Here is a 13,749-nt window from a genome sequence, read left to right as displayed (position 1 = left end):
GGCCCCCCGCGCCACCGACACCCCCCAGGCCCCCACCGGAACCGGTGCGGGGCCTTCCCCCGTGCCCGAACACCGGCTCGCCGCGATGGGGCGGGCCCCAGGAGCTCCTGCGGGGCCTTCCCTATGTCCCTACCGACCCGCACCCGGCACTGGGTCCCCGCCAATACTGGTGCGGGTTCTGCTCATTCCGCTTTTCCCTTCTCGCGGTTACCCAGGAGACGGCGCACTGCGGCCAGACCGTCCGGGGTGCCCGGCCAGTGTCGCTCCACGGCCTGCAGGCCGGCGGAGCGCACCACCGACCGCAGCACGAGGAGTACGACCACGGCGTCGTCGGCGTAGCCCAGCACAGGGATGAAGTCGGGGACCAGATCGATCGGCAGGGCCAGGTAGGTCAGCAGGAGGAGCAGCCGCACGCGCACTCCGCGGGGGAGCGCGGGGTCACCGGCCAGGCGCTTGACGAGCCGGAGCACATCCGGCAGCAGCCGCAGCGCGTCGCGGAGGCCGGTGCGGTCCGGTGCGGCGCGCCACAGGACGACAAGCACCACCAGCCACACGAGCAGCAGCGCCCCGAGGACCCCCACCAGCACGGGCCAGGCCGCACTCCACCATGACGGCACGGCACACCATCTCCTCTCACCGCTCCGGTCGCTCTCTCGCGGACGGGAGCTCTCAGGCGTCCTGTCACGGGAAGACCTCGAGGGCCCCGACACTACCCGCCGGCGCGGGGGTCGTGACCCGCTGGAGCGCGGCACGCCCGAGGGATCCGACGGGACCACGCCGAGCACGGGCGACGCCGGATCCCGTCAGGACTGCGGGGCGCCGCGCGTCCCGCTCGTGCGGCAGGCCCCCCGCCCGTGCGGGTGGGGGGCCTGCGGCGCGGACGGGTCCGGGGATCAGCTGACGATCTTGCCCGGGTTGAGGTTGCCGCCCGGATCGGTGGCGCTGAAGAGGCGGCGCATGAGGTCGACGCCCTCGGGGGAGACGTCCTGCTCCATCCAGGGGCTGTGCTCCAGTCCCACGCCGTGATGGTGGGACAGCGTCCCACCGGCGTCGATGAAGGCCTGCTGGACGGCGCTCTTGATCGCGGCGTACTCGCCGTGCGGATCCGCACCGATCTCGTAGCCGAACGTGAAGTAGAGGCAGGCCCCGGCGTGGTAGGAGTGCGACATGTGGGACATGATCCACCCGGTCTTGCCCTGTGCGGCGAAGGCCCGGTGGGCGGCGTCGTAGGCCGCCTTGTGCACGGTGGTGAGCTTGGACCACGGCGCGGCCGTCTCGGAGACGTCGCCGATGGTGTTCTGCTCGAGGAGGAAGTCCCGCAGGTAGGGGGTGTCGAACTTCTTCTGGTCGTAGAGGGCGCCCGGGCCCGAGCCCAGGACCAGCGCGCCCTGCTTCTTCACCAGGCCGGCCACGGCCTTCTTCCGGCGCTCGACCTCGGCCTTCTCGCCCTCGAAGCACACGTAGCCGATGCACATGGCGTCGGTGTCCCAGCCGCGGCGGCGCATGACCTCCCACAGCAGGTCCTGTCCCTTGGCCGTGACCTTCTTCTTGAGCGTGGTGGGTGCCTTCTGGGTGGACAGGGAGAACGCGGTCTCGTGCGCGTCGGAGACGCGGGCGAAGGTGGTCCGGACGTCGGACCGCGCGATGTGGTGCATCGCGGTGAGCGCCTGCTGCCACGTGGGGAACATGTACGCGATGACCTCGCGGTGCTCCGCGAGGCGGTGGACGTGCACGTCCAACCGGGTGATCACGCCGAGCCGGCCCTCGGAGCCGATGATCATCTCCCGCAGGCTCGGACCCGTGGAGGTGGACGGCAGCGGGCGCAGCACCACGGTGCCGCCGGGCCGGACCACGCGCAGCCCGCGCACGATGTCGGCGATGTCCCCGTACTTGTCCGACTGCATCCCGGAGGACCGGGTGGCGGCCCAGCCGCCGAGGGTGGAGTGCGTGAAGGAGTCGGGGAAGTGGCCCAGCGTCCAGCCGCGGGCGTTGAGCTGGTCCTCCATGTCCGGGCCCAGGACGCCGGCCTCGATGGTGGCCAGGCCCGAGGTCTCGTCGATGGAGAGGACCCGGTTGAGCCGCCCCAGATCCAGGGAAACGATCGTTCGTTCTTCGGTGGGGTCCGGCTGCAGGCTGCGCGAGATGCTCGTGCCGCCGCCGAAGGGGATGACCACCAGGTCCCGCTCGACGGCCAGCCGCAGCACCGCGGCGACCTCCTCCTCGGTGCCGGGGTAGACGACGACGTCGGGCACCCGGGCGAAGTCGCCGGCCCGGGTGAGCAGGAGCTCGGTCACGGACTTGCCGGCCCAGTGCACGATGCGCAGCTCGTCGTCGAGGCTCACGTGCTCGGCGCCGGTGACCGACCGCAGGGCGGCCAGGACGTCGTCGTCCGCGCGGGAGGCCGGGACGCTCACCGTCGAGAAGTCGATGGTGTCCCGCTGCCGCGGGCGCAGATCGACGTCCAGGGCCTTCTTCACGAAGGGGGCGAAGGCCGGCTTGTTGGCGTACTCGAAGTGCACGCCCTCCTCGCCCCAGCCCCACCACTTCATGTGCTTCACGTGTGCCATCTGCGCAGTACTCTCCTGGTTCTCGGGTGGGGGGTGCTCAGTCGTCGATGCGCGGACGGTGCTCGGCGTAGAGCGCGCGCACCGACGACTCGATGCGCTCGTTGAAGGCCGCGGTGGGCTCCTTGTCCTGGGCGACGAGGGGTTCGCCGACGGCCACCACCACGCGGGGCCGGCCGGGGCGCGGCCACTTGCTGCCGTGCGGCATGGCCTCGTGCGCGCCGATCAGGGCGACCGGGAGCACCGGCACGCCCACGGCCTTGGCCAGGCCCGCGGCGCCGATCTTGAAGGGCGCCATCCGGCCCGTGCGGGAGCGGGTCCCCTCGGGGAAGACGAGCAGCGGGACGTCCGCCTTCAGCAGCTGCTTGGACAGCCCGCGGTTCGCCCCCGTGCCGGTGCGGTCCACCGGGAACGCGTTGAAGACCAGCTCGGTGAACATCCGCTTGTGCGGGGCCGTGAAGAAGTAGTCCGCGGCCACCCCGGTCGCCAGGTTCCGGCGGATGCGCGGGGGCACGGAGCCGAGCACCAGGGGAGCGTCGAGGTGGCTGGAGTGGTTGGCCACCACGACGCAGGGCCCGTCGAGGGCCTCGGCGGCCGGGTGGGTCACCACCGTGCGCCGGATCGTGCGGTAGGCGAGCCCGTGCAGGAAGATCCGCTGGGCGATCCGCCGGGCCAGCCTGCGCCGGGGATTGCGGAACCGTGCGGGTTGCAGCTGCGCGGAGGACGCGGGCGGGGCGGGCGGGGCCGGCTCCGAGGAGGCGGAGGTCTCGCCCCCGCCGTCGATGGAGCGCCGGACCGGGGCCGGGTCGTGGTGCTTGCGGTGCTTCACGATCCTGCCGTCCGTTCCTTCTGGCGGGCGGAGGCGACCATTCCGGAGAGCCGGCGGACCGCGGACCGCGGCAGGTGCCGCAGGACGAACCCGAGGGTCCGGTAGCGCTTGGTCGGCATCGAGAGCACCTTGCCGCGGGCGACGTCGTCGAGGGCCTCCTCGACCACGCGCTCGGGGGTGAGCCACATGAAGGAGGGGATCGAGGAGCCGGTGATGCCCGCGCGCTCGTGGAACTCCGTGCGCACCCAGCCGGGCAGCAACGCGGTGACGTGCACGCCCGTGCCGTGGAGCTCCACGGCCAGCGCCTCGGTGAATGCGGTGGTGTAGGTCTTGATCGCCGAGTACGAGCCCATCGTGATCAGGCCCGCGATGGAGGACACGTTGATGATCCAGCCGGATCCGCGCGCCGTCATGGCACGGGCCGCGGCGGAGGACAGGACCAGCACGGCGCGGCACATGACCTCGAACGCGCGGTCGTGGGCACCGGTGTCCGGGGTGGTGAAGGGGGTCTTCACGGAGAAGCCGGCGTTGTTCACCAGCACGTCCACCGGGCGCAGCGGGTCCTCGATGCGGGCGGCCACCCGGTCGACGTCGGCGCGGTCCGCGAGGTCCGCGGTCAGCACCTCGACGGGCACGCCGTGCTCCGCGCGCAGACGGGCCGCCGTCCGGTCCAGGCGGTCCGCGTCGCGGGCGACCAGGACCAGGGCATTTCCACGGCGGGCCAGGGCATCGGCGAACGCGGCGCCGATGCCGGACGTCCCCCCCGTCACGAGAGCGGTAAGCATGAGATCTAGGCTACACTACGGTAGCCGTAGCGTAACCGGGAGCGGTCCGCGCGGGTCGCCGTCGTCGCCCGTCGTACCGGTCCGCCCCGGCCCCCGCCGGCACCGCACCGTTCGGCGGACCAGCACATCATCCGGAGGAACCCCCGTTGACCGAGACCCCCACCACGCGCGTTCTGCTGACGGGAGCCACCGGCTTCCTGGGGCAGGCCGTGCTCGAACGGCTGCTCTCCGCCCACGACGGCGTGCACGTCACCGCCGTCGTGCGGCCCAAGGGCAGCACCAGCGGTGCGCAGCGTCTGCGGCAGCTGCTGCGCAAGCCGGCCTTCCGCACCTGGCGGGAGACGATGGGGGAGCGGGCCGAGCAGGTCTTCGCGGAGCGCACCGCGGTGCTCGAGGGGGACCTGTCCGCGCTCGCGGGGATCACCGAGCCGTTCGACGTGGTGATCCACTCGGCGTCCACCGTGTCCTTCGACCCGCCGATCCACGAGGCGTTCAGCACGAACGTCGGCGGCGCCATCGGGCTCTACGACGCCCTGCTGAGCTCCGGGCAGGACCCCCACGTCATCCACGTCTCCACCTGCTACGTGGGCGGGATCGCGAAGGGGCTGCGCCCCGAGGCCCCCGTGGACCACGACGTGGACTGGGCGGCCGAGTTCGACGCCGCCCTGCGGGCCCGCGCGGAGGCCGACATGGCCTCGCGCACGCCGGAGCGGCTCCAGGCCCTCATCGACGACGCCACCGCCGGTCACGGCAAGGAGGGCCCCAAGTCCGTGGCCCGCGCCGCGGAGGCGGCCCGGGAGGAGTGGGTGCGCACCCGCCTCGTCGAGTACGGGCGCACCCGGGCCCAGTCGCTGGGGTGGACCGACATCTACACCTTCACCAAGGCCCTGGGGGAGCGCGTCGCCGAGCAGAAGTGGGCCGGCGCCGGGCACCGGCTGTCCGTGGTGCGGCCCTCGATCATCGAGTCGGCCCTGCGCCACCCGTACCCGGGCTGGATCGACGGCTACAAGGTCGCCGACCCGCTGATCATGGCCTACGCCAAGGGCGCGCTGCCGGAGTTCCCCGGCCTGCCGGACTCGGTGCTGGACGTCATCCCCGTCGACTTCGTGGTCAACGCGATCGTGGCGCTGGCCGTGGGCGGGCACCGGGACGCGTCCGGCACGCCCACCCCCGCGGGGGCCGAGGCCCCCGCGCCGGGCTTCTACCAGGTGTGCTCGGGCGCCTCGAACCCGCTGCCGTTCCACCAGATGTACGAGAACGTGCTGGCGTTCTTCACCGCGCACCCGATCCAGGACGACGAGGGCAACCCGATCCGGGTTCCCGAGTGGAAGTTCCCCGCGAACAACGCGGTGGAGCGCTCCCTGGCGGTCAAGGAGAAGCTCTCGGCGGTGGGCGGGAAGCTGACCGCGGCCCTGCCGGCGACCTCCCGCACCCGGGAGTGGGCGAACTCCATGCACAAGATGCAGTCCGGGCTCGGCTCCCTGCGCACCTACGTGGACCTCTACCAGTCCTACACGCGCACCGAGATGATCTTCGACGACGCCCGCACCCGCCAGCTCAACGACTCCCTGCCGGCCGGCACGCCGGAGGACCGCACCTTCGACGTCCGGTCGATCGACTGGACCGACTACTGGCAGAACGTGCACCTGCCCGCGCTGACCGAGATGACCAAGGCCTACGGCCGGCTCCGGGCCGCGTCCCGGCGGCGCAACGCACCCCGGCGGACGCTGCGCGAGGGCACGGACGTGCTCGCCGTCTTCGACCTCGAGGGCACTGTGCTCAACTCCACGGTCATCCACCAGTACCTGCAGCTGCGCCGCCGCACCCTGGGCCTCGCGAAGTGGCCGGCGGAGGCGGTCGACCTCGTCTCGAGCGCCCCGACCTATCTGAAGGCCGAGAAGCGCGACCGCGGCGAGTTCATCCGCGCCTTCATGCGCCGCTACGAGGGGGTCCCTGCCCGGATCGTGCGCGATCAGGTGGCCGGGCCGCTGGGCCGGGACATGCGGCGCCTGCTGCGCCCGGGGGCGCTGGCCCGGATCGAGGAGCACCGCGCCGCGGGGCACCGCACGGTCCTGGTCACGGGCTCCATCGACCTGCTCGTGGAGCCCCTCGCCCACCTGTTCGACGAGGTCGTGGCCGGGCGGATGGACGAGCGCGACGGCGTGATGACCGGCTACCTGGCCACCCCGCCCCTGGTCGACGAGGCCAGGGCCCAGTGGCTGAAGAAGTACGCCGAGCGGGGCGGGTACGACCTCACCCGGTCCTACGGCTACGGGGACTCCCACGCCGACGCCAGCTGGCTGGTGCTGATGGGCCACCCCTACACCGTCAACCCCGACCTGCCCCTCTACCGGCTGGCGAAGAAGAACCACTGGCCCATCGAGGACTGGAAGACCGTCTGACCGCTCCGGCGAGGGGCGGCGGGCAGGAGGGGCGACGATGGCCGACGACGACCGGGCCGATCCGCGCACCGTCAGCACGGACAAGAAGATCACCGCCGCGGCGCTCGCCCTCCTGCGGGAGGGCGGGCCGCAGCGGGTGAGCATCGAGGCGGTCTCGGCCGCCTCGGGCGTGGCCAAGACCTCGATCTACCGCCGCTACGCCAACAGCCTCGAGATGCTCGAGGGCGCCCTCGAGGTCGCCGTGTCCACCTACTCCCCGCAGGGGCCGAGCGCGCCCGCGAGCTGGGACGAGGGCCTGGCCGAGGCGCTGCACTTCCTGCTGCACGACATGGGCATCGGCGTGGCCGTCTCGCTCCTGAGCGAGCCGGACTCGGAGACCTCCCGGGTGCTGCGCACGCACCTGGTCCGCCCGCGCGTGGAGCGGCTCAAGGAGCTCTTCGCCGCCGAGACCGCCGCGGGACGGCTCAGCCCCGAGCTGGACGTCGACGTCGTGCTGGACTTCGTGCTCGGCTCCGCCTACTCCCACGTGGCCCGCTACGGCAGCCTGGGGGAGGACTGGCCCCAGCGGGTGCACCGCACCCTGACGGGGGTCCTGGAAGCGCACCGCCCGTGACCGTGCCGGGCCGCCGCGCTCAGAAGATCTCGCGCTCGTCCGGGCGCTGGGCCAGCTGCGAAGCCACGTAGTCCTCGACGGCCGCGAGGGTCGGCACGTCCTTGCCGGCGCGCTCGGACATGAACCAGCGGTGCTCCAGGACCTCGTGCACGATCTCCGCCGGCTCGAGCTTGCGCCGCATCGGCGGGGTGACCGCCTCCATGATGGGGGAGAAGACCTCCCGCATCCACAGCTGCGCCACGAGGTCGTCGGGCAGGCCCGGGTAGAGGGTCTGGCCGAGCTGGTCGATGTCCGTCAGCAGCCGCCGCGCCTGGTTCTCGTGCGTTCGCAGCCCGGTGAGCCGCTGCAGGCGCCGGGTGTGGTGGCCCGGCTCCACGACCTGGGGGCGCAGCCGGATCCGCCCGTCGACGGTGTCCATGGAGGCCTCCTCGACGTCGAAGCCCAGTTCGTTGAGCCGGCGCACCCGCTCGACCACGCGCCAGCGCTCGTCCATGCTGAAGGACTCCTCGTCCATTAGCTCGCTCCACAGGGAGGTGTAGCTGGCCACGAGCCGGTCGGAGACCTCGAAGGGGTCGATGGGGTCCTCGAGCTCGTGGCCCTCCTCGGCCGCCCCGGCGAGCAGGTCCATGATCTCCCCGGCCACGTTGGTGCGGGCCAGCTCGATGTCGTACTCGCGCTGCCCCCGGCTCAGCGCCGGGTGGATCTCGCCGGTCTCCGCGTCCACGAGATAGGCGGCGAAGGCCCCGGCGTCCCGGCGGAACAGGGTGTTCGACAGCGAGACGTCGCCCCAGTAGAACCCGGACAGGTGCATCTGCACGATCAGCGAGGCGAGCGCGTCGACGAGCAGGATCACCGTCTGCGCGCTCGGCCCCGCCGAGAAGATCGCGCGGTAGGGCAGGGAGAAGCTCAGGTGGTCGGTGACGAGAGCGGCCGGCAGCGCCTCGCCCTCGGGGGTGAACCGGTCGGTGACCACGGAGTCGGGCACCACCGACGGGGCGCCCATGCGCTGGAGCCGGCGCAGCGTGGCGTACTCGTGCCGGGCGTAGTGCGGCACGGTCTCCTTGATCGCCACGACCTTCTCGCCGGCCCGGGCGAAGCGCACCACGTGCCGGGAGAGGCCGCGGGGGAAGGCCACCAGCACGTCGTCCGGCCACTGCTCCAGGGGCAGGTGCCAGGGCAGCTCCAGCAGCACGGGGTCGAGGAAGGCCGTCTGGATGGAGACCCGGCCGCCTCCCCCGGCGGGCCCGTGCTCGTCCTGCGGCGCCGGAGGGACGGGTGTGCTGAGAGGACCCTTCATAGGGGGCAATGCTAGCAACCGGTGCCCGGCCGCCGGGCGGGAGGCCGGGTGCCTCCGGCCGCCCGCCCCGGGTCGCTAGGGTGGGAGACGTGTCGATCGAACAGCGCATCCACGCGCACTACGCCGGGCTCTCGCCCCAGGAGCGGCGGGCCGCCGACCTGATCCTGGACCACCTCGACGACCTCGCGCTGTACAGCTCGGCGGAGCTGGCGCAGATGAGCGGGGTCTCCCGCGCCACCCTGTCCCGGCTGTACCGGCACCTCGGCTTCGAGTCCTTCACGGAGCTGCGGGAGACGGCCCGCACGCTGCGCCAGCAGGGCGTTCCCCTGGGCCCCGACGGCGACCCTGAGCTCGGCCAGCACCTCGACCAGGAGCTGCGCAACCTGCGCAAGGCGCTGGACCCGGCAGGGGAGGACCGCACCGCCCGGGCCGTGCACGCGCTCGCCGGGGCGCGGCGGGTGCTGGTGATCGGCATGCGCAACAGCTATCCGGTCGCCCTGCACCTCAAGCAGCAGCTGCAGCAGGCGCGCGACGACGTCCGGCTCGCACCGCTGCCCGGCCAGACCCTCGGGGAGGAGCTCGTGGGACTCGGCCAGGACGACGTGGTCGTGCTGCTGGGCTTTCGGCGCCGGCCCCGGGGCTTCGAGCGGCTCGTGGCGGTGTGCGCAGCGACCGGGGCGCGGACGGTCCTCGTCGCGGACGGCACGGCGCGGCGGCACGCGGCGGCGGTGGACCTGTGGGTCGAGTGCCCCCTCGACAGCGTGGGGCCCTTCGACTCCTACGCGGCCGCCATGAGCCTGGTCGCCGTGCTGGCCGACGGGGTGCTGGCGGCCACCGGGGCGGCGGGCCGGGAGCGGGTCGGCCGCGCGGCCGAGCTCTACGCGGAGCTCGACGAGCTCGACCTGCGCTGACCCGCGGGCGGTGCTGCGGGGTGCTGCCGGCCCCGGGCCGTGCAGCGGATGGCCCGGGGCCGCCAGGGTGTCACCGAGCTCCTTCCCGCCGGGCGTTCACGGCGGTCTCGAGCAGCGAGACGAGCGAGTAGAGCAGGATGGACGCCACGGTCACGACCACCACGGCGGCCCACACCTCGTCGTACTTCGCCCTGGCCACGTTCGACACGATGGCGTACCCGATCCCGTCGCCAGTGGCCAGCCACTCCGCCAGCAGGGCGCCTGTCAGCGCCCCGGGAACGGAGACCCGCAGCGCGGTGAACAGGCTGGGCAACGCCGAGGGGAGCGCCACGATGCGGAGCACGTCGGACGACGAGCCGCCGTAGACCTTCACGACCTCGACGATCACCGGGTTCGCCGAGCGCAGGCCCTGGACGATGGTCACCAGCGCCGGGAACAGCACCACGACGGCGCCCATCGCGGCCACGGTCGCTTCCCCGCGGCCGAAGACGAGGATGATGATCGGGGCCATCGCCACCAGCGGGACCGAGCGCAGGAGCATGGCCATCGGCATCATGGCCTGCTCGACCCCGCGGAAGAGGGCGAAGACGGTGGCGACGACGAGCGCCGCCACGAGGCCGGTGACGAAGCCGATCGCGGCGTCCGCCAGGGTGGTCGCGAGCTGGCCGAGGACCAGCCCCCGGTTCGCCGCGGCCTCGGGCTCGACCACGAGGAACGACCACACGTCCAGCGGCGTCTTGCCGATGAAGGACGTCACGCCGAAGACCCGCAGGAGCAGGAGCCAGACCGCGGCGACGGCGAGCATCGAGACGACGAGGTTCACCAGCCCGCGGCCCAGGTCCTTGCCGGCGCGGACCGCCGTCATGGTCACGGACATGTCAGCGCCCCACTTCCCGGCCCCCGGAGGACCACGGTGTCACGAAGCGTGCGACGGTGCCCACCAGCGCGTACGCCAGGAAGGCCAGGCCGCCGGAGACGAGGGCCACGGCCCAGACCCGGGCGACCTCCAGGGACTGCTGGGCGTTGACCATGGCCGGGCCCATGCCCCGGTCCACGCCTCCCACGTACTCACCGAGGATCGCGCCGAGCAGAGCCGCGGGCGCGGCGATCTTCAGGGCGGAGAACACACCGGGCAGGGCCGACACCAGCCGGACCTTGACCAGCTGGTCCCAGCGGGAGCCCCCCGCCACGGTGACGACGTCGAGCGTGGAGCGCTCGGCGGTGCGGAAGCCGGCGAGCACGCTGACATAGGTGGTGAAGAACACCGAGATCGCGGCCAGGGTCACGGCGGTGCCCGAGGGCTCGCCCGAGCGCGGCGGCCCCACGACGATGAAGATGATCGGTCCGACCGCCACGATCGGCAGGCAGTAGCTCACCACGGCGATCTGCGTGGCCAGGCGCTCCGTGAACGGCAGCAGCAGCGCCGCCGCGGCCAGCAGCACCGCGGCCGCGTTGCCGCCCAGGTACCCCTGGGCGGCCTCCACGATCGTCACCGAGGCGTTGGCCCAGTAGAAGCCGGCGCCGTCGGAGGCGATCTGCCGCACGATCGCCGGGGGCGTCGGGACGGCGCCGCCGCCGGTGCCGTCCCCCGCCCCCACGCCCCGCAGGACGGTGGCCGCGCCGAGCCACCACACCGCGACGGTCGAGACCACGCCGAGGGCGGCGACGATCCACGGCGGGAGCTTCTGCCGCCCGGCGGTCCCGGCGCCCCGGCGGCCGGCAGGGCGCACGGCCGTGGTCGGGGGCGGTTCGGGGGCGCCCGGGGAGGCGGGCGCCGGCACGTGCGTGGTCATCTCACTCCTCGTCGCCGGGCGCGCCGAAGAGCAGCTCGGACGCGCGGTCGTGCAGGGCGTGGAACTCCGGGGTGCGCATCATGGCCGGGGTGCGGGGGCGGGGCAGGTCGACGTCGATGACCTCCTTGATCCGACCCGGCCGGGGAGACATGACGGCGACGACGTCCGAGAGGAAGATCGCCTCGGAGATCCCGTGGGTGACCATGAGCGTCGTGGCGGGCTTCTCCGTCCAGATCCGCAGCAGCTCGAGGTTGAGCCGCTGCCGGGTCATGTCGTCGAGGGCGCCGAACGGTTCGTCGAGCAGCAGCACGGAGGGCTGGACGACCAGGGCACGGGCGATCGAGACCCGCTGCCGCATCCCGCCCGAGAGCTGGGCGGGCTTGGACCTCTCGAAGCCCGTCAGCCCGACCAGGTCGACGAGCTCCTGGATGTACTCCTCGCGCACCGGCTGACCGGAGACCTCCAGCGGCAGGCGGATGTTGGCCTCGACCGATCGCCACGGCAGCAGGGCGGCGTCCTGGAAGGCGATGCCCAGCCGGTGCGAGCGGCGAAGCTCGGCCGGGCTCTGCCCGTCGACGAGCACCTCTCCTGCGCTGGGCTCCTCGAGGCCGGCGAGGATGCGCAGGATCGTGGACTTCCCGCACCCCGAGGGGCCCAGCAGGGACAGGAACGAGCCCTGCTCGGTCCGCAGACGGGTGTCGTCGAGCGCCGTGACGGTGCTCCGGCCAGACCGGAAGACCTTGGTGAGGCCGTTGAGGTCGATGCCGCTTGCCGTGGCGGTGTGCGGACCGGGGCCGCGGACGGGCGCCGTGCTGCTCATTCGAGCAGCTCCGGGTTCTCCTCGTACACCTCGTCGAGCAGCGAGAGGTCGAAGACGTCCTCGGCCGTGAGCCCGGGGTAGCCGGCCACGCCGAGGACCTCGACGTTCTGGGCGACGAGCTCGTCGGAGATGGTGAACAGGCCGTTCGCCTCGGTGTCCGCGGAGACCACCAGCTCCTCGTTCTGGATCTCCGCCTGGCGCGTCTCCTTGGCCATGTCCAGGCCCAGGTCCGCGCCGTACTCCTCCACGGCGAGGCGGGCGGACTCCTCCGGGGCGGCCACGGCGTCCTTCCAGCCGCGAACGGTGGCCTCCAGGAACGCCTTGAGCGCCTCGCGGTCGTTGTCGATGGCGTCCTGGGTGGTCACGAACGACTCCGCGACGAACGGCAGCCCGTGGTCCGCGAAGGGCAGTCCGACGACGTCCTCGCCCGCGAGCTCCAGGGTGATCGCCTCGTTGGTCGAGTACCCGAAGAACCCGTCCACCTCGCCGTTGACGAGGGGCTGCGGGTCGTACTGCACGGGAACCTTCTCGACGTCCCCGGGGTCGATGCCGTTGACCTCCAAGAGGGCGTCGAAGAGAGTCTCGTTCACGCCGGACTGCACGCCGATGCTCTTGCCCACCAGGTCCCCGGGCGTCTCGATCGGGTCGTCGCCCAGGGAGATGATCGTGAACGGGTTCTTCTGGTAGGTGGTGCCGATGATCTTGAGGGGGGCGTCCTCCTCCGCGATGGGCGGGGCCACCCCCAGCGGCGAGGACGTGCCCACGAGGGCGCTGCCCGCGAGCACCATGCTCTCGGTCGACGCTCCGGAGGGACCGCCGGAGATCAGGTTGACGGAGTCGAAGCCCGCCTCGGTGTAGTACCCCTCCGCGTCCGCGAAGTACTCACCGGCGAACTCGGCGTTCTTGATCCAGGACAGGTTCACGTCCAGGGTGCCGAACTCGCCCGCGCCGGTCTCGGCCGGGGGCTCTGCCGCGGCGCCGCACGCGGTGAGCGCGAGGGCGCTCGCGAGAGCCACGGCCGTGGCCGGCAGACGGCGGGAGCGTGGGGTGGTGACCGGGTCAGGGTTCACGGCAGACCTTCTTCCTGTGGGACGCGCGAGCACGTGCGCGTCGCGGAACGGGCGGAGCACGGTTCCACGGCGCGGCGGAGGAGAGCCGCCCGGTGTGGAATCCGGTGATCGTGCGACCGAGGCTATGCAACATGTGTTGCATCGAGGTGCGTCGGAGTTACGCATCTGTAAACGTTCCGCCCGTGCGTCTCCCGTGGGTCCGGTCCGTCCTCCTTTCCGCTTCCGCGGGGCTCGTCCCCGTGCGTCCGGGCGCCCGTTCGGTTAGAATTCATCAGTCGGCTGTCAATTCTGGGCCGGGCGCGCACGGCGTCCCGGCCCATACCGAAAGGAACACGCCATGCACGACCCTCAGGCTCTCGCCCAGGCGGAGACGCACCTCATCCACGTGCTCGAGCACTCGGACCCGCCCCGCGACGCCAGCCGGTTCAACGTCACGGCCGCGGCACAGGAGTACCACGAGCGCACGGGCAGCTGGGACCTGCGCGAGGCCGAGCCCGGAGTCGTGGAGGAGATCCTCGCCCGGCACCCGGCCGACTGACCCGCACACGCAGCGGCGCCCTTCCCCGTCGGGGAAGGGCGCCGCTGCGTGTGGTGCCGGGGGTGGTCAGTCGGGCAGGCGGGTGCCGGTGGTGGTGTCGAAGAGGTGGAGGTGGTCCAGGGTGGGG

Annotated in this window: 13 protein-coding genes; 4 read left to right on the top strand and 9 right to left on the bottom strand. The window is 72.6% G+C overall.

Translation table 11 applies throughout. The annotated features are described in order from the left end of the window. Nucleotides 1–182 precede the first annotated feature (182 nt). The 4 genes from BJF77_RS16820 to BJF77_RS16805 form a co-directional block, all read right to left on the bottom strand. Nucleotides 183–617: a YkvA family protein gene (locus BJF77_RS16820; RefSeq protein WP_075872879.1), complete on the bottom strand. Its 435-nt coding sequence runs from the start codon at nt 615–617 to the stop codon at nt 183–185. Between the two features lie 276 nt (nt 618–893). Continuing rightward, nucleotides 894–2,567, bottom strand: a complete 1,674-nt coding sequence (locus BJF77_RS16815) for an FAD-binding oxidoreductase (RefSeq protein WP_075872878.1) — start codon at nt 2,565–2,567, stop codon at nt 894–896. Between the two features lie 37 nt (nt 2,568–2,604). Beyond that, entirely contained in the window at nt 2,605–3,393 is a 789-nt protein-coding gene (locus BJF77_RS16810; protein WP_053005091.1) for a 1-acyl-sn-glycerol-3-phosphate acyltransferase, read from the bottom strand. After that, nucleotides 3,390–4,178, bottom strand: coding sequence for an SDR family oxidoreductase (locus BJF77_RS16805; protein ID WP_047804757.1), 789 nt, complete (start codon nt 4,176–4,178; stop codon nt 3,390–3,392). Before BJF77_RS16805 ends, BJF77_RS16810 begins: the two co-directional genes overlap by 4 nt. A 146-nt stretch (nt 4,179–4,324) precedes the next feature. On the opposite strand from BJF77_RS16805, the gene BJF77_RS16800 reads away from it, so the two are divergent. Both BJF77_RS16800 and BJF77_RS16795 read left to right on the top strand, forming a co-directional pair. After that, nucleotides 4,325–6,580 (top strand): HAD-IB family hydrolase, encoded by a 2,256-nt coding sequence (locus BJF77_RS16800; RefSeq protein ID WP_075872877.1) that lies wholly within the window; start codon nt 4,325–4,327, stop codon nt 6,578–6,580. 37 nt (nt 6,581–6,617) lie between these two features. Further along, the gene (locus tag BJF77_RS16795; protein ID WP_047804755.1) at nt 6,618–7,193 is read left to right on the top strand and encodes a TetR/AcrR family transcriptional regulator; all 576 of its coding nucleotides are present in this window, start codon (nt 6,618–6,620) and stop codon (nt 7,191–7,193) included. Between the two features lie 19 nt (nt 7,194–7,212). Here BJF77_RS16795 and BJF77_RS16790 read toward each other — a convergent pair whose 3' ends face one another. Continuing rightward, entirely contained in the window at nt 7,213–8,490 is a 1,278-nt protein-coding gene (locus tag BJF77_RS16790; RefSeq protein WP_075872876.1) for a DUF4032 domain-containing protein, read from the bottom strand. 89 nt (nt 8,491–8,579) lie between these two features. Here BJF77_RS16790 and BJF77_RS16785 point away from each other — a divergent pair, with 89 nt between their 5' ends. Continuing rightward, nucleotides 8,580–9,401: a MurR/RpiR family transcriptional regulator gene (locus BJF77_RS16785; protein ID WP_047804761.1), complete on the top strand. Its 822-nt coding sequence runs from the start codon at nt 8,580–8,582 to the stop codon at nt 9,399–9,401. A gap of 70 nt (nt 9,402–9,471) precedes the next feature. On the opposite strand, the gene BJF77_RS16780 is transcribed toward BJF77_RS16785, so the two are convergent. From BJF77_RS16780 to BJF77_RS16765, 4 genes are read right to left on the bottom strand one after another with little or no spacing between them, the layout of a single operon-like run. Then, nucleotides 9,472–10,278 carry an ABC transporter permease gene (locus tag BJF77_RS16780; protein WP_075872875.1) on the bottom strand — a complete coding sequence of 269 codons (807 nt, stop codon included), beginning with the start codon at nt 10,276–10,278 and terminating at the stop codon, nt 9,472–9,474. A 1-nt stretch (nt 10,279) separates the two neighbouring features. Beyond that, entirely contained in the window at nt 10,280–11,194 is a 915-nt protein-coding gene (locus BJF77_RS16775; protein ID WP_083665228.1) for an ABC transporter permease, read from the bottom strand. A gap of 1 nt (nt 11,195) precedes the next feature. Beyond that, nucleotides 11,196–12,014, bottom strand: a complete 819-nt coding sequence (locus tag BJF77_RS16770; RefSeq protein ID WP_047804752.1) for an ABC transporter ATP-binding protein — start codon at nt 12,012–12,014, stop codon at nt 11,196–11,198. Continuing rightward, the gene (locus BJF77_RS16765; RefSeq protein ID WP_255396332.1) at nt 12,011–13,084 is read right to left on the bottom strand and encodes an ABC transporter substrate-binding protein; all 1,074 of its coding nucleotides are present in this window, start codon (nt 13,082–13,084) and stop codon (nt 12,011–12,013) included. The genes BJF77_RS16770 and BJF77_RS16765 overlap by 4 nt, the downstream gene beginning before the upstream one ends. Before the next feature lie 337 nt (nt 13,085–13,421). On the opposite strand from BJF77_RS16765, the gene BJF77_RS16760 reads away from it, so the two are divergent. Then, entirely contained in the window at nt 13,422–13,622 is a 201-nt protein-coding gene (locus BJF77_RS16760) for a hypothetical protein (RefSeq protein ID WP_047804750.1), read from the top strand. The last annotated feature ends 127 nt before the right edge of the window (nt 13,623–13,749 follow it).

This window comes from Kocuria sp. CNJ-770, assembly GCF_001942375.1.
Classification (GTDB): Bacteria; Actinomycetota; Actinomycetes; order Actinomycetales; family Micrococcaceae; genus Kocuria; species Kocuria oceani.
This window is presented reverse-complemented; position numbering and strand designations above follow the sequence as displayed.